A 14,937-nucleotide genomic window follows, 5' to 3' on the forward strand; every position below is an offset into this window, starting at 1 on the left:
TTTTAAGATGTAATCCTTTATAGTGTGATCAAAATGATGTTTTTTATCAAAAGGGAAAACAAAAGCTGCCATTGTAGGGGCAGCTTCAAAGAAGTCATATGGAAAGGTGTTATTTTTCTGTGCGTTGGATGGTTATAAGTAGTTGTTCAATCTGATGGAGAAGCTGAGTAGAAGCAGCGTGCAACGTTCCAAGCTCTGACGTTGGGTCAGCAGGATTTCCCTTAAAAATAGTCTTAATTGATTGATCTTCTCCTGCCCAGTATGTTTCTACGTACTCTCTATAGTTCTTAAAAAGGATGGTCACAGCTTGTGCTTGCTCTGAATTAAAGCACTTTGCTAACTCCTGCTCAGTAAGACCGTGTCTTCGGGGAGTACGTTCGATCTGCAATGGGTGGAGACTAGTTGTTTGTTTAGCTACGGTTTCTCTAATCTTAAAGCAAAGTAGGAGAAGATGGGTACGTTGCTCTTCTATCAGCTCCTCGCGTTGCTTTACTTCCGCTTCTGTTGTTGAAGAGAGAAGTGAGTTATACATTTTTTTGCTTATATGGATGTGATTATGCTGTCTTATAAGGAGTAAGGCGAGCATTCCTGTATGTAAAATGGTCATCAGACAGAGTAAGATTAGGATCGTTTGCATAGAAAACTCCTTACGGAAAATAGTTTACAGAAATTGTATCTAATAAGATGACGTAGATTATTTCATCCTATAAGTGATGTTAAAAAGAAAGGGAGTGACATAATGACTGTTGCTAACAAAATGAAACAGACGATTTCTGGATTAAAAAGTGCACAAGCAAGCCTTGAAACATTTGCTCTTGAAACAGATAATCAGCAAGCGAAGCAATTATTCCAACAACTGGCTACACAAACACAGGGAATTGTTGACGGGTTAAACCCTCGTTTGCAAGAAATTGAACAAGAAGAGCCTCAATACAAACAGTAAGTTTTGGCAGCCTCGAAAAGTTCTGAGCTAAGTAATGTAATGAACGTTACTTAGCTCTTACATCATGTATTTTATCAGAAGATGAGGTGATATGAATGAAACGAATTCTAATTATATGTATTTTTCTTCTTATAGCAAGCGGATGCGGTCAAAGGGCACAGACGATTAATCCTCTACAAGTAGGTGAGGAAGCCATTGTTCCTCAACATGAAGCAGATGAGGCAAAACAAATTCTCTTATCTATGGAAGAGATATTAGAAGTAGTTGGTGTATCAAATGAAAAGGATATATATCTGGCCCCTCGTGTGAAACAATTCGATCGTTTCCATTTGAATGATATTAGAAAGCGTGGTCATGAGAACGTAAAAAAGCGTTTTCCAGATTACACAGTTCACGTATCTACAGATAAAAAGATTTTTATTGAACTTGGCAAGCTTGAGAAAGAATTGAAGCAACGCACTATAAGTAAAAAGAGATATGACGCCAAACTAAAAGATCTAGAAGAAAAAATGAAGGGTTAGGAGGGTAGCTTATGTCAAGCAGTAAAATGAAAAATGTGACGCCGACACAGCAGGCTTATCAACGTCTTGCCCAAAAGCACGAATTGAAGCGCCCGGTTCTTAAAAACTGTATGCGAGCTTTCTTTATTGGAGGATTAATTTGTTTTTTTGGACAAGGCGTACAAACGATGTATTATACCTTTTTTGATTTTACTGAGCGCACAGCAGGCAATCCGACCGTAGCCACGTTAATTTTTATCGCCGTCTTACTAACAGGTTTTGGAGTATATGACAGGTTCGCTCAATTTGCAGGAGCTGGTACAGCAGTGCCTGTGACAGGCTTTGCTAACTCGATCGCATCTGCTGCTATTGAACATAGAACTGAAGGCTACGTTCTTGGTGTGGGCGGCAATATGTTTAAGCTAGCTGGCTCAGTTATCGTATTTGGTACGGTGGCGGCTTTCATTATTGCTATTATAAAAACCGTGCTGCTTCAGTGGGGAGGACTGTGAGATGTTAAAGGGACATCAGTCTTGGGTGTTTGAAAATAAGCCAGTGATTACCTCAACTGGTGTTGTTGGAGGTCCGTTTGAAGCAAATGGTATGCTATCTAACGACTTTGACCTTCTCCATGAGGACCTTTGGTTAGGGCAGGATTCTTACGAGAAAGCACAACGTGTCCTTTTAGAAGAATCCGTAACCAGGGCTATTGAAAAAGCAGAGCTAACAAATGGTGATATTCAATTTATGTTGGCAGGAGATCTGCTTAATCAATTAACTCCATCAAGTTTTGCCTGCCGTATGCTTTGTATTCCTTACCTAGGCATGTTTGGAGCGTGTTCAACGTCAATGGAAGGGCTTGCGCTTGCTGCGTTTCTTGTGAATGGGGACGGGGCAAATCATGTTGTGACAGCAGCGACGAGTCATAATGCAGCAACCGAAAAGCAATTCCGTTATCCTACCGAGTATGGCGGACAAAAACCGCCAACTGCTCAATGGACTGTTACCGCTTCCGGTGCTGCCATTATTTCTAGAGATGGATCAGGTCCGCACGTTACTTCGGCTACGATTGGCAAAGTTATTGATATGGGGTTGTCAGATCCATTTAATATGGGCGGTGCTATGGCTCCGGCAGCTGTCGATACGATTGAATCACATTTTCGTGATTTGGAACTGCCACATGATCATTATGACCTTATTGCAACAGGTGACTTAGGAAAGATTGGCTTGCCGATTGCAAAAGAAATGCTTGAAGAGAGAGGAATTGAACTAGAGGATGGTGTGTTCCAAGATTGTGGGTTAATGATTTATCGAGAAGGACAGCCGGTTCTTGCCGGAGCAAGCGGACCGGGGTGTTCTGCTTCAGTAACGTACGGGCATTTACTTAACAGAATGAAACGAGGCGAAATTAAGCGAATGTTAATAGTGGCAACTGGAGCACTTCTTTCCCCGTTATCGTTTCAACAAAAGGAAACGATCCCTTGTATCGCACATGCAGTCTCAATTGAAGCGGGGGGAATGTAATATGATTTTTATTTGGGCCTTTATTGTTGGCGGTATTATATGTGTGATTGGACAGTTGTTAATGGATGTAGGGAAGCTTACTCCGGCACACACTATGAGTACTCTTGTTGTGACAGGGGCAGTTTTAGATGGATTTGGTCTCTATGAGCCTTTAATTGATTTTGCAGGAGCTGGTGCCACAGTTCCTATAACAAGCTTTGGTAATGCCTTAGTACACGGTGCGATGGCTGAAGCTGAACAAAATGGGTTAATCGGTGTGATAACAGGAATTTTTGAAGTGACAAGTGCCGGTATCTCTGCAGCCATCATTTTTGGATTCCTCGCATCACTCGTTTTTAAACCTAAAGGGTAGGTGATTTAATATGTCAGTAGCTGCACAAGTAAAAGGCACTCTATATTCGCTTAAGGGGATTGACGCTACCTTAACCAAATTAGCCTTGCAATCATCAGACGAAGAAGCAGAGAAAGTGTATCATCAAGCTTCTCTCAAAACAAGAACCATCATTCAAGAAATGGAGCAGCAGGTCATGTTTTTAGAGCGGGAAGAGCCGCAATATAAAGGGAATTAAGGAGGGATAAAATGCCAGGCTGGCTAGAAGTTGTCACAAGAAGTATAGGCATCATCATTATTCTGTTTGCCTTTTTCAAAGGCTTTATCCGGAAGCCTATTGGTGAATGCTCAGCATTTGAATATGGCATAGTAGCTGGCATGAGTGTGATTGGTGCCATAGGAGCGTTTTCTCTTCAATCACCGATTGGATTAGTACTTACTGCACTTTTTGTATGGGGGCTTTTGGCAATCGGATTAGCTTATGCTGTTGAAAAAAGCGCAAAGGTCCGTACGTTTATTTACGGAAGAGGAATTCCATTGATTAAAGATGGGAAAATCCTTGAAGATAATATGACTAAACAACATGTGACAAGTGATGAACTATTAAGAAGATTACGCTCAAAAGATGTCTTTCAAATGGCTGATGTTGAATTTGCAGTGTTAGAATCCAATGGAGAGTTAAATGTATTATTAAAGTCAGATAAGCAGCCGATCTCACCAAGTGCCCTGCAAATGAAGGTTGCTCAAACAAAACAACCAGAAACCATCATTAAAGACGGGGAGGTTATGGATGAGCCTTTAGCAACAAGAGGCCTTAACCGCGAATGGCTGGAGACGGAATTAAGTAAAATCGATGTTTCTGTTGAAAATGTGTTTCTAGCTCAAGTAGATAAAGATGGGCAGTTAACAGTTGATTTATTTGATGATCAACTAACCGTTCCGCAACCGACTGAACTAGCTTTACTTTCTGCAAGCTTAAAAAAAGTGCAAGCAGATCTCTCTTTATTTGCACTTGATACGGAAAATACTCGTTCTAGAGAGCGGTACGAATGGTGTGAAAAAGAAGTAACTGAGTTGATAAATGATTTGAAACCATACACCTCCTAATGCTGAATCAATTCATGTTCTTCGTCTTTACGCGAATAAGCTAATTGCAGGTCCCCTTCATCATTTATCGTGCATAGAAAAATAGTATCGATTCGAATCACTCCCATCTTCTCTAAGCGGCGAAGGAGTGATTCTTTATTCATACCGAGCTCTTCGATCACTTCCTCACGAAACTCACCTTCAATAACAACGGGATAAGAAATACCAGAATATTTCTTTTTAATTCCAAGATCTTCAATGCTTGGCACAGCTTTATCCGGCTTCCGTTGTACGCTGATATCCCCATTTGCTTCTATAATAGCCAATTTCACATCACCAATATCAAACACATCTTTTTGCCTGAGCATCTGTAAGACATTATCGATGGAATAACGGATGGAAGCCACATTATCGACTAGCATTTTCCCATCTTTTACAACGACGGTCGGCTCAAATGTAATCCACTTACCAAATGGGCGGTTTCTTATCACTTTTAATGCTACAACTTTTTGAAACAAAGCAATGGCAATGATTGCATAGGCAGTATGAATATGACTCACTGTAGGATCTGCAATATCTGCACCGGTTACAGACGCAAGTGTCACAATCACTAAAAAGTCAAATATAGGTACTTGTCCGATGGAACGTTTCCCCATCGTTAAGGTCATAAATAATAAGAGGGGGAGAATGGTGAAAATCCGTCCGGTTACAAGCGCAAGTTCTTGAAACATCATCTTTTTTCTCCTCTCACAAACTGATATGAACGATTCTAGATAATATTTGTTAGTATGTTCCAGTTTCTGCATGATATGCGAGGAGTTAATCAAGTCATATATATGGTTGTCTTGCATAAACTTGTCTTACAGATAGATAGGTGTCATTCAGCATCATAAACACAAATAGGTGCATTTAAGATAATTCTTAGACGGGACGGGGATAATATATGATGAAAAAAACGGTGGTAATTGGACTTATTTTCTTTCTTCTTTCTTTTTCAATTGCTCCTCAAATTGAGGTTGAAGCTAGGAATTTCTCCGTTTCTGCTGAAGCAGCCATTATGATGGAGCAGGAATCGGGAAGAATCTTGTATGCGAAAAATGACCAGACTTCTTTGAGAATCGCGAGTATTACAAAAATCATGACAGCTTTACTTGCAATTGAGTCAGGCAAGATGCAGGAGCAGGTGAAAATTTCAACAAATGCGGAGGGGACAGAAGGGTCTTCTATTTATTTACGAGCTGGAGAGTCTATGCTTTTAGAAGATTTGGTTTACGGCCTCATGTTACGAAGCGGAAATGATGCGGCGGTAGCGATAGCTGAACATGTCGGGGGCAGCTTAGAAGGGTTTGTCTATTTAATGAATGAAAAAGCAAGAGAACTTGGGATGAATCAAACACAGTTCCAAAATCCTCACGGGTTAGATGATCATGAAGACCATTATTCGTCTGCTTATGACATGGCGTTATTAACTCGATATGCCATGGAAAGCCCGCTTTATCAAGAGATTTCTTCAACTAAAAATCACAGAGTAGAGGGAGATCAGATTCGGGTATGGCATAATAAAAATCGGCTGTTAACGGAGCTGTATGAATATTCAACAGGAGGGAAGACCGGATTTACGAAAAGAGCTAGAAGAACGCTTGTATCGACAGCCTCAAAAGATGATCTTGATTTAATCGTAGTTACTCTAAATGCACCAAGCGATTGGCATGATCATATGAATCTATTTAACTGGGCATTTGATTCCTTTTCTCTTGAAACATTAGTAGAAGAGGGGATGTTTAAAGATATAAAAGATGAGTTTTACAAAAACCATGTGTTCAGTCCCTATACATTTGAATATCCGTTATTAGATTCTGAAAAAGAGATAGTCGAACAAAAGGTTACTCTTTACCGTCCTCCCACAGAGGAAGAGCGTGATCAATACGTGCCGCCTCATCCTGTTGGAAAAGTAGACATTACATTATCGGGAGAGAAAATTGGCCAGGTTCCGTTGTATTATCACCCACCAGAGGTTGTAGAAAAGCAAGGATTTTGGTCGCGTTTCCTTAGCATTTTCTCGCTCACGCTTGGGGTGAGAGGAATTGATTAATAAAATTTGGGTGGGCATGCTTGTGATCGGCATTGTCTTTGCTGGATTTAATGGAAAGATGGCTGAAGTGAATGAGGCCATTTTCGCTGGTGCTAAGGATGCTGTGGCAATATGTATCGGGTTAATAAGTATATTGGTATTTTGGCTTGGACTGATGAAGATTGCACAAGTGGCTGGGATGCTGAAGGGCTTAGCAAGGCTTATGCGCCCAGTAGCTGTAAGATTATTTCCTGAAGTTCCTCCCAATCATCCGGCTATGGGCTATATCCTATCTAATATGACTGCTAATTTATTTGGATTAGGAAATGCTGCCACTCCTATGGGAATTAAGGCGATGGAACAGCTTAAAGATTTAAATGAGGGGAGAGACTCTGCCAGCCGTTCCATGATTACCCTGCTTGCTATTAATACAGCGAGCATAACGTTGATTCCAACAACAGTCATCTCAATCAGAATGAGTTATGGCTCTGTTTCACCTACAGAAATCGTAGGTACGACTCTTTTAGCCACTACTTGTTCTACAATCGGTGCTATTTTAATAGATCGGTATTTTTATTACCGCAGAGTACGGAAGGGGAGAGCATAGGTGAGCATACTGACAGTCGTCTCCATCTGGTTTATCCCTATTTTAATTGGTGTCATTTTAGTTTATGGCACCTATAAGCGGGTTCCGACTTATGAAACATTTGTGGAAGGTGCTAAGGAGGGATTTGGAATGGCTATATCCATTATTCCTTACCTTGTCGGGATGCTTGTGGCTATTTCCGTATTTCGGGCATCTGGTGCGATGGAGTTTTTAATTGAGTTGATAAAACCATTTTTACAAATGGCAGGGGTCCCATCAGAAATTGTTCCTCTTGCCATGATCAGGCCGATTTCAGGTACAGGAGCATTAGGGATGACGAGTGACCTTATTGCAACCTATGGTCCAGATTCTTTTATTGGCAGACTCGCTTCGACCATGCAGGGAAGTACAGATACGACTTTATATGTACTGACGGTATATTTCGGAGCAGTCGGGATCAAGAAGATGGGGGATGCCCTTAAAGTCGGTTTACTCGCTGATGTCGTCGGAATTATAGCATCTATTATTATCGTAACCATAGTATTTGGTGTGTAGAGCCTGACTGTAGTTAGGCTTTTTTGTATGCAATAAATTTCCTTTTACTAGGTGATAATGGTGACAAAAGCTTGAACGCCCCCTAACAGTTATCGCTTCTGCTTGAGAATTAACAGTTTGGGGAGTATGATGGTACATGAGGTGAATGAATAGAATGGAACGGTTACAAAAAGTGATAGCACAAGCAGGGATCACGTCTAGACGTAAAGCGGAGACGATGATTACCGAAGGAAAAGTAAAAGTAAATGGACAAGTTGTACGGGAGTTAGGAGTTAAGGTCAATCCTAATAAAGACGAGATTGAAGTGGAAGGAGTTCCGATTGATAAAGAAGAACCGGTTTACTATTTAATGTATAAACCACAAGGTGTGATCTCTAGTGTCAAAGATGAAAAAGGACGTAAAGTTGTCACTGATTTCTTAGAGATTGAGCAGCGAGTATTCCCAATCGGGCGTTTGGATTATGATACATCTGGTCTTATTTTGTTAACAAATGATGGAGAGTTTGCTAATCAGCTGATGCATCCAAAATTTAAAATAGACAAAGTGTATGTGGCAAAAGTTAAAGGTATCCCAGCTCGCGAAAGTCTGAAAAAGCTGCAGCATGGCGTTATGCTTGAAGATGGAAAGACAGCTCCTGCAAAAGTTAAGTTAGTATCTATGGATAAGAAAAAACAAACAGCGATTGTACAACTGACAATTCATGAAGGCAGAAATAGACAGGTCCGTCGTATGTTCGAAGCGATTGGGCACCCAGTAATGAAGCTGAAACGCGAGCAATACAGCTTTTTAAATTTACGCAGCATGAACCCTGGAGATGTGCGGCCTCTTAAGCCAATTGAAGTGAAGCACCTGCGAGAATTAGCTGTCACGAAACCGTCATAAACTTAAAATGTTGTGCGTGTGAACAACGCTATAATAGTGATAATCACTATTAATTAGTGTAGAAAAGGGGAGATAGACTTAAAATGAAACGTAAACGATTAATCATGCGAACTTCTATACTTGCAGTGATTGCGATCGCCCTTGCCTATACGTTTTACTCAAACTATATAGCTGACCACAGTGTAGCACGAGCAGGAAATGATGCGGTCAATTTCGCGTTAACTGATCTAGAGGGAGAGCGGATTGAACTTGATGAGTATAGGGGAAAAGGGGTATTTCTAAACTTCTGGGGTACTTACTGCCCTCCCTGTGTAAAAGAAATGCCTATTATGGAAGAGCTGTATGAGGAGTACAAAGAACAAGGCGTTGAAATTATTGCTGTAAACGTGAATGAACCTGAATTGACGGTTAATCAATTTGTGAATCGCTTGAATCTTACTTTCCCGATTGCTATTGATAAGGGGATGAGAGTAAGTGATGCTTATGGGATTTCACCTCTGCCAACGACAATATTAATTGATGAGCACGGGGAAATTGTAAAAGTTCATACTGGCGGAATGACTGATTCACAAGTAAGAGAGTTTTTAGAGTTAATTAAACCAAGCTCTAGTAATTAAGTTTTTATTTAAATGAGGGGTAAATTGAAGTTAATCGAAGGGTAAATTGAGGTGTAAGGCATGAAGAAAGTTACCTGTGAATGCGGCCACCAGAATCCTCTTGGGACGGAGATTTGTGAATCCTGCGGTAAACCGATTGAGGAAAATTCAGAACCAAAGACGCTTCTAAATATGAGGTATGAAGGTGTAGCACGCCGTTCACAAACATATACAACAACGATTATCGACAAAATATGGATGTTCTTTTCATCTGTTAAAGTAGGAATTTGGCTGATTGTACTTACATTAGTAGCTTCGGCACTAGGGACGTTATTTCCTCAAGAAATGTATATCCCGCCTACTGCCAACCCATCTATTTACTATGCAGAAGAATATGGGTATTTGGGTGAAATCTATTACTTATTAGGTTTTCATAATTTATACAGTTCATGGTGGTACATGCTGCTTGTAGCAGGGCTGGGTATCTCTCTAATTATTGCCAGCCTTGACCGAGTTGTTCCTTTGCATCGCGCATTGAAAACTCAGCGAGTAACGAGACATGCTAACTTTATGAAACGCCAAAGAGTCTATGGAACATCGAGTATTTCTAAAGAAGAGGTTGACGCGACATTCAGTAAAGTCCGTGAACGCCTTGAAATTAATAAATACAAGGTCTCAGAAGAGAATGGAAACTTAGTGGCAGAAAAAGGCCGCTTTTCCCGCTGGGGTCCTTATGTGAATCATGTGGGACTTATTGTTTTCTTAATTGGCTGTATGCTGCGTTACTTCCCTGGAATGTACATTGATGAGCATGTATGGATTCGTGAGGGTGATCAAGTAGTTGTTCCGGGAACAGATGGCCAGTATTACATTGAAAATGAACGTTTCTTATTAGAGTTTTATGATGAGGACGATGAAACTTTCGGTGAAGCGATCCAACGGGGCGGCGGAGCTGTAGTCAGCAACTTCCAAACGGATGCCATTTTGTATGAGCGCCAAGATGCAGATACAGTTGGTGACTTAGGAGAACTAGTTCCGGTAGCCGAACATGAAGTCCGCGTTAACTTCCCGATGAGTCATAATGGATTTAATTTTTATCAGCTTGATTATAAGTTAAATGAATTAAAGACGATGAGCTTTACCGTTGAGAATAAAGAGACAGGGGAAACGCAGGGCCGCATGGACATTGATCTTTATAATCCACAGTCAAGCTATGATTTAGGTGACGGGTATGAAGTGAAGATTCGAGATTATTTCCCTGATTATTTCTTAAATAATGATAATGTTCCATCAACCCGTTCGAAAATTCCTGATAATCCAGTCTTTATTTTCGAGATGATTACACCTGAAACACCAGAGGGTGAAGTAAGCTTTGTAGGGATTCGTCAAAACTTAGAGCCGCTTGGTGAAAATCAATATAAGATGACGTTTTTAGATGTTGAAACGAATAACGTTACGGCTCTTGGAGTGAGAAAAGATCGAACACTTCCTCTTCTTATTACAGGTGGTGTCATCTTTATGATTGGATTGATTCAAGGGTCTTACTGGGCTCATCGAAGAGTATGGATTCAACGGATTAACGGTGAAGTGTGGATTGCTGGTCATACGAATAAAAACTGGCTGACCTTGCGCCGCGATATTGATGAAGCGATCAAAGAAACGAACTTAACTTCTCCAAAAGATCAGGTAGAAGAAAAAGAAGCGAGCTTAGACAGTAAAGATGGTACATTTGAAAATGATCCATTAGAGAAAGTCCATATTGACAGTAATATAGATAACGAGAGTAAAAACTAGGATTTAAAAAATCAGATTGAAGAAAAGCTAGGAGGGTAAAAAATGGCAGCAATAAGCGGTAATTTATTATACGTTGCCTTTTTCCTCTATCTTGCTGCGACCATTGCCTTTGCAGTTTCTGTAACAGGAAGAAAATGGCGTAACAAGGCAGGAGAAATGAGTGGTAATAGATGGGGCTTTATCGGATTTCTTTCATCGATAGGAGCTTCCTTGTTTGCTACGGGATACTTTATCACCCGCTGGATGCATGCAGGTCATGCTCCGGTAAGTAATATGTTTGAATATATGACATTCCTAGGCATTGCAATAGGATATGCGTTTGTGATTATTTATGCGATTTATCGTTCGAATGTCCTTGGAATGTTTACAATGCCGATTGTTATGTTAATTGTTGCGTATGCTTCACTTTTTCCACGTGAAGTCGAGCCATTGATTCCAGCCTTGCAAAGTAACTGGCTGACTATTCATGTTATTACCGTAGCACTTGGTCAAGGGATTTTATCAATTGGTATGGCCGCTGGATTAGTCTACTTAGTTCGTACGCTTGATTTTACGAAAACAAATAAACGAACTCGTGCATTTGAATTCGTTATGTATTCTTTAATTAGTTTGGTTGGTTTCATTCTAATCGGCTATTTATTTAGTGCGATGAATTATGAGGCGACATTTAATTATGTTAATGAACAAGATCTTGAAGCACAGATGGTATATAATTTGCCACCTCTGGTTGGTCCTCATGAAGGGGAGCTAGTCACAGAAAATCGAATGGAGCCATTTTTTAATGCACCGGCAATCATTAGAGCAAATGATTTGAACACAGTTATTTGGTCATTAATTGCAGGTTTAGTATTATATGTTGCTCTTCGCCTTATCTTACGAAAACGAATTGGCGGGGCCATTCAGCCGCTTCTTAAAGGAGTGAGTCCGCAAGCAGTAGATGAAGTCAGTTATCGTGCGATTGCAATCGGCTTTCCTGTATTTGCGCTTGGAGGACTAATCTTTGCCATGATTTGGGCTCAAATTGCTTGGTCCAGATTCTGGGGCTGGGACCCGAAAGAAGTATGGGCTCTCGTTACCTTCTTATTCTATGCAGCGTATCTACATTTGCGACTGTCAAGAGGCTGGCAAGGAGAACGTTCAGCTTGGTTATGCGTTATTGGATTTGCCATTATCATGTTTAACCTTGTTTTCGTTAACTTGGTCATTGCAGGCTTGCATTCATACGCATAAGCTGTTTAGACCCTCGTATAGTTGCGAGGGTCTTTCTTTGTATTTTAAGATGATGACATGTTTAAGATAATGACATGGTAGTTTATTTTTCAGCATTTAGCATGCTACACTTAATAGAATGAATTAACTTACCTATTTAGGAGGTTTTATACATATGGAAAAAGAAGCAAAGATTTTAGTCGTAGATGATGAAGATCGTATCCGCAGACTTTTGAAGATGTATTTAGAGAGAGAAAATTATGAAGTTGAAGAGGCGGAGAATGGTGAGAAAGCTTTAAGTCTCGCACTTGAATTAGACTATGATCTTATCTTATTAGATATTATGATGCCTGGTATGGATGGCATCGAAGTGTGTCAAGAATTACGTAAAACAAAAGCCACTCCAGTTATGATGCTGACTGCAAAAGGAGAGGAAGCCAATCGTGTACAAGGGTTTGAAGTCGGAACAGATGATTACATCGTTAAGCCTTTTAGTCCGCGAGAAGTTGTATTGAGAGTGAAGGCGCTCTTGCGTCGTTCTTCTACAACCAAATTCCTTCAGACCGATACGCAGACAAAAGATGTATTAGTGTTTCCACATTTAACAATTGACAATGATGCACACCGAGTATCTGTAAATGGGGATGAAATCAGTTTAACTCCAAAAGAATATGAGCTCTTGCATTATCTAGCACAATCACCAGATAAAGTATTCTCTAGAGAACAATTATTAAAAGATGTCTGGAATTATGATTTCTTTGGAGATTTACGTACGGTTGACACCCATATTAAGCGTTTACGTGAAAAATTAAATCGTATCTCTCCTGAAGCTGCCTCAATGATTTCTACGGTATGGGGTGTAGGATACAAATTTGAGGCACAGAAAGAGTAATGCTGTGGCGAAGTGTTGTAGGTAAGCTTTGGTTTACGATTTTATTGCTTGTATCAGTTGTCTTAACCATTCTCATGGTATTACTGTTGCAATCGTTTGAGCGGTTTCATGTAAATGAAGCAGAATCACAGCTCGTTAATCATGCGAATATGATTGCGGCCATATTTGACGGTTATGATGAACAAGATGATGCACTAAGAACCATTTCTCAATACGGCTCATCTTTTGAAACTCATGCCTTAATTTTTGTTGAAGGAACGAAGGTATGGGGAACAAATAACAGTGCCAATGATGACATTTATGCTCAATTATTTATGACTAACCCGGTTTTAAATGAAGTATTTAATGGTGAACAAGTGGTTGCAACAGAAGGTGATTTTCCTTTATCCGACAACGGAGAAGCGAGTCACACCGAAATGATGGTTGTCGGCGTACCTCTTCAGCCGACAGAGCTTGATAATAGTGCAGTATTTTTATATCAATCATTATCAGCCATTGAAGAGACGTCAAATGAAACGAAGCAGATTGTTTATTTTTCAGCCGGGATTGCTATTGTTTTAACAACCATTTTTGCATTCTTCCTCTCTTCTAGAATTACAGCTCCTCTTCGTAAAATGAGGCAGGTCGCATTAGAAGTAGCTCAAGGCCAGTTTAAAACGAAGGTGCCGATTCTTACACATGATGAAATTGGGCAGCTTGCTATGGCTTTCAACCGAATGGGTAGAGAATTAAATCGCAATATTCATGCCCTTAATCAAGAAAAAGAACAATTGTCTAGAATCTTGGTAAGTATGGCGGATGGAGTCATCACTCTTGACCGCAAAGGGCAAGTGATTGTGACAAACCCGCCAGCTGAGCGTTTTATGCAATCTTGGTTTTATGAACAAGGGATTAATGAAGATTCTTCTGTACTGCCTGAAGCGGTGGAACAATTATTTCAGCGTGTCGTATCTGTTGAAAAGGAGCAAATGATTGAGATCGATGTACAAGGTAGAAGCTGGGCTATTTTAATGACTCCGCTCTATGACCGGGAATATGTCAGAGGTGCGGTTGCGGTGATTCGCGACATGACAGAAGAGAGACGTCATGATAAACTGCGTAAGGATTTTATTGCCAATGTATCTCATGAACTTAGAACACCGGTGTCAATGCTGCAAGGTTACAGCGAAGCGATTATTGATGATATTGCAGGCTCTGAAGAAGATAAGAAGGAATTTGCAAAAATCATTTATGATGAATCGCTAAGGATGGGTCGGCTTGTGAACGAGCTCTTAGATTTAGCGCGTATGGAAGCTGGTCATATTGAGCTTCATTTGGAAGAATTAGAGCTTGGGGCATTTTCTGATCGAATCGTGAGGAAATTCCAAGGCTATGCAAAAGATGAAGGGGTTACTCTCACGCTTGATCATGTAGAAGACGGATACACCAACTCATTTGATCCTGACAGAATTGAACAAGTGTTAACGAACTTGATTCATAATGCCATCAGACATACGGGTGAAAAAGGCAGAGTGACAGTGAAAGTTAGATCGAATGAATATGGTGTGAAGTTTGACGTGATTGATACAGGATCGGGAATTCCTGAAGAAGACCTTCCTTACGTGTTTGAGAGGTTTTACAAAGCAGATAAAGCACGTACGAGGGCAAGAGGTGGGACTGGTCTAGGCCTTGCGATAGCGAAGAATATTGTTGATGCCCATAAAGGTCAGATTTCTGTTCACAGCAAGATTGACGAGGGAACGACATTTTCCTTCTTTATTCCTGAAGCTGGTACGGAGAAAGACGAACTGTCCCGATAAATCTTGTTTCATCTGAAACGGTCAAATCAGAAATGAATCTAGAGGAAACAGTTATATATGATCAGGAAAGGCAGCCGTAATGGCTGTCTTTTTTTGTTCGCCCAGCATGGGCGAACTCTAACGGGTGAAAGTCCCGAGTACGACCCTGTAGCGGTAAGTACATAGCCA

Annotated in this window: 18 protein-coding genes; 16 read left to right on the top strand and 2 right to left on the bottom strand. The window is 40.4% G+C overall.

Features of this window, described 5'->3' with window-relative positions; genetic code table 11:
- Positions 1-109: 109 nt before the first annotated feature.
- On the bottom strand, positions 110-637 hold the full coding sequence (locus A33I_RS03495) for a hypothetical protein (protein WP_022627069.1): 528 nt from the start codon (positions 635-637) through the stop codon (positions 110-112).
- Between the two features lie 102 nt (positions 638-739).
- Between A33I_RS03495 and A33I_RS03500 the strand changes: the two genes are divergently transcribed.
- The 7 genes from A33I_RS03500 to A33I_RS03530 all read left to right on the top strand — a co-directional run bounded on the left by A33I_RS03500 (position 740) and on the right by A33I_RS03530 (position 4,405).
- Complete coding sequence (locus tag A33I_RS03500; protein ID WP_012958408.1) at positions 740-943, top strand: DUF1657 domain-containing protein; 204 nt, start codon at positions 740-742, stop codon at positions 941-943.
- Between the two features lie 95 nt (positions 944-1,038).
- A complete protein-coding gene (locus A33I_RS03505) occupies positions 1,039-1,464 on the top strand; it encodes a YhcN/YlaJ family sporulation lipoprotein (RefSeq protein ID WP_022627070.1) in 426 nt (141 codons plus the stop codon).
- Between the two features lie 11 nt (positions 1,465-1,475).
- Positions 1,476-1,955, top strand: a complete 480-nt coding sequence (spoVAC, locus tag A33I_RS03510; protein ID WP_022627071.1) for a stage V sporulation protein AC — start codon at positions 1,476-1,478, stop codon at positions 1,953-1,955.
- Between the two features lies 1 nt (position 1,956).
- On the top strand, positions 1,957-2,967 hold the full coding sequence (gene spoVAD, locus A33I_RS03515; protein WP_022627072.1) for a stage V sporulation protein AD: 1,011 nt from the start codon (positions 1,957-1,959) through the stop codon (positions 2,965-2,967).
- 1 nt (position 2,968) lies between these two features.
- Positions 2,969-3,319, top strand: coding sequence for a stage V sporulation protein AE (spoVAE, locus tag A33I_RS03520; protein ID WP_022627073.1), 351 nt, complete (start codon positions 2,969-2,971; stop codon positions 3,317-3,319).
- A 10-nt stretch (positions 3,320-3,329) separates the two neighbouring features.
- A complete protein-coding gene (locus A33I_RS03525; RefSeq protein ID WP_022627074.1) occupies positions 3,330-3,536 on the top strand; it encodes a DUF1657 domain-containing protein in 207 nt (68 codons plus the stop codon).
- 11 nt (positions 3,537-3,547) lie between these two features.
- On the top strand, positions 3,548-4,405 hold the full coding sequence (locus A33I_RS03530; protein ID WP_022627075.1) for a DUF421 domain-containing protein: 858 nt from the start codon (positions 3,548-3,550) through the stop codon (positions 4,403-4,405).
- Here A33I_RS03530 and A33I_RS03535 read toward each other — a convergent pair.
- The gene (locus A33I_RS03535) at positions 4,402-5,118 is read right to left on the bottom strand and encodes a DUF421 domain-containing protein (protein WP_022627076.1); all 717 of its coding nucleotides are present in this window, start codon (positions 5,116-5,118) and stop codon (positions 4,402-4,404) included. The genes A33I_RS03530 and A33I_RS03535 overlap by 4 nt on opposite strands.
- Before the next feature lie 209 nt (positions 5,119-5,327).
- On the opposite strand from A33I_RS03535, the gene A33I_RS03540 reads away from it, so the two are divergent.
- From A33I_RS03540 to A33I_RS03580, 9 genes are all read left to right on the top strand, one after another.
- Positions 5,328-6,476, top strand: a complete 1,149-nt coding sequence (locus tag A33I_RS03540; protein ID WP_022627077.1) for a D-alanyl-D-alanine carboxypeptidase family protein — start codon at positions 5,328-5,330, stop codon at positions 6,474-6,476.
- Positions 6,469-7,062: a nucleoside recognition domain-containing protein gene (locus A33I_RS03545; RefSeq protein ID WP_022627078.1), complete on the top strand. Its 594-nt coding sequence runs from the start codon at positions 6,469-6,471 to the stop codon at positions 7,060-7,062. The genes A33I_RS03540 and A33I_RS03545 overlap by 8 nt, the downstream gene beginning before the upstream one ends.
- Complete coding sequence (locus tag A33I_RS03550) at positions 7,063-7,596, top strand: spore maturation protein (RefSeq protein WP_022627079.1); 534 nt, start codon at positions 7,063-7,065, stop codon at positions 7,594-7,596.
- A gap of 154 nt (positions 7,597-7,750) precedes the next feature.
- On the top strand, positions 7,751-8,479 hold the full coding sequence (locus A33I_RS03555; RefSeq protein ID WP_022627080.1) for a pseudouridine synthase: 729 nt from the start codon (positions 7,751-7,753) through the stop codon (positions 8,477-8,479).
- Positions 8,480-8,562: 83 nt separating this feature from the next.
- Complete coding sequence (gene resA, locus A33I_RS03560; protein WP_022627081.1) at positions 8,563-9,096, top strand: thiol-disulfide oxidoreductase ResA; 534 nt, start codon at positions 8,563-8,565, stop codon at positions 9,094-9,096.
- 60 nt (positions 9,097-9,156) lie between these two features.
- Positions 9,157-10,869, top strand: coding sequence for a cytochrome c biogenesis protein ResB (gene resB / locus A33I_RS03565; RefSeq protein ID WP_022627082.1), 1,713 nt, complete (start codon positions 9,157-9,159; stop codon positions 10,867-10,869).
- 42 nt (positions 10,870-10,911) lie between these two features.
- Positions 10,912-12,099 (top strand): c-type cytochrome biogenesis protein CcsB, encoded by a 1,188-nt coding sequence (gene ccsB, locus A33I_RS03570; RefSeq protein WP_022627083.1) that lies wholly within the window; start codon positions 10,912-10,914, stop codon positions 12,097-12,099.
- A gap of 154 nt (positions 12,100-12,253) precedes the next feature.
- Positions 12,254-12,970: a response regulator transcription factor gene (locus A33I_RS03575; RefSeq protein WP_022627084.1), complete on the top strand. Its 717-nt coding sequence runs from the start codon at positions 12,254-12,256 to the stop codon at positions 12,968-12,970.
- Positions 12,970-14,769 carry an ATP-binding protein gene (locus A33I_RS03580; protein ID WP_022627085.1) on the top strand — a complete coding sequence of 600 codons (1,800 nt, stop codon included), beginning with the start codon at positions 12,970-12,972 and terminating at the stop codon, positions 14,767-14,769. The genes A33I_RS03575 and A33I_RS03580 overlap by 1 nt, the downstream gene beginning before the upstream one ends.
- Positions 14,770-14,937 lie beyond the last annotated feature (168 nt).

The sequence above is a fragment of the Alkalihalophilus marmarensis DSM 21297 genome (assembly GCF_000474275.2).
GTDB classification, from domain to species: domain Bacteria; phylum Bacillota; class Bacilli; order Bacillales; family Bacillaceae_D; genus Alkalihalophilus; species Alkalihalophilus marmarensis.

Bases quoted from the DNA above. Each gene is read 5' to 3' on its own strand.
- spoVAD (WP_022627072.1), top strand. From the start codon at position 1,957: ATGTTAAAGGGACATCAGTCTTGGGTGTTTGAAAATAAGCCAGTGATT.
- A33I_RS03505 (WP_022627070.1), top strand. From the start codon at position 1,039: ATGAAACGAATTCTAATTATATGTATTTTTCTTCTTATAGCAAGCGGA.
- A33I_RS03575 (WP_022627084.1), top strand. From the start codon at position 12,254: ATGGAAAAAGAAGCAAAGATTTTAGTCGTAGATGATGAAGATCGTATC.
- A33I_RS03525 (WP_022627074.1), top strand. From the start codon at position 3,330: ATGTCAGTAGCTGCACAAGTAAAAGGCACTCTATATTCGCTTAAGGGG.
- A33I_RS03535 (WP_022627076.1), bottom strand. From the start codon at position 5,118: ATGATGTTTCAAGAACTTGCGCTTGTAACCGGACGGATTTTCACCATT.
- resB (WP_022627082.1), top strand. From the start codon at position 9,157: ATGAAGAAAGTTACCTGTGAATGCGGCCACCAGAATCCTCTTGGGACG.
- A33I_RS03580 (WP_022627085.1), top strand. From the start codon at position 12,970: ATGCTGTGGCGAAGTGTTGTAGGTAAGCTTTGGTTTACGATTTTATTG.
- resA (WP_022627081.1), top strand. From the start codon at position 8,563: ATGAAACGTAAACGATTAATCATGCGAACTTCTATACTTGCAGTGATT.
- A33I_RS03540 (WP_022627077.1), top strand. From the start codon at position 5,328: ATGATGAAAAAAACGGTGGTAATTGGACTTATTTTCTTTCTTCTTTCT.
- A33I_RS03530 (WP_022627075.1), top strand. From the start codon at position 3,548: ATGCCAGGCTGGCTAGAAGTTGTCACAAGAAGTATAGGCATCATCATT.
- A33I_RS03495 (WP_022627069.1), bottom strand. From the start codon at position 637: ATGCAAACGATCCTAATCTTACTCTGTCTGATGACCATTTTACATACA.
- spoVAE (WP_022627073.1), top strand. From the start codon at position 2,969: ATGATTTTTATTTGGGCCTTTATTGTTGGCGGTATTATATGTGTGATT.
- A33I_RS03500 (WP_012958408.1), top strand. From the start codon at position 740: ATGACTGTTGCTAACAAAATGAAACAGACGATTTCTGGATTAAAAAGT.
- A33I_RS03555 (WP_022627080.1), top strand. From the start codon at position 7,751: ATGGAACGGTTACAAAAAGTGATAGCACAAGCAGGGATCACGTCTAGA.
- ccsB (WP_022627083.1), top strand. From the start codon at position 10,912: ATGGCAGCAATAAGCGGTAATTTATTATACGTTGCCTTTTTCCTCTAT.
- spoVAC (WP_022627071.1), top strand. From the start codon at position 1,476: ATGTCAAGCAGTAAAATGAAAAATGTGACGCCGACACAGCAGGCTTAT.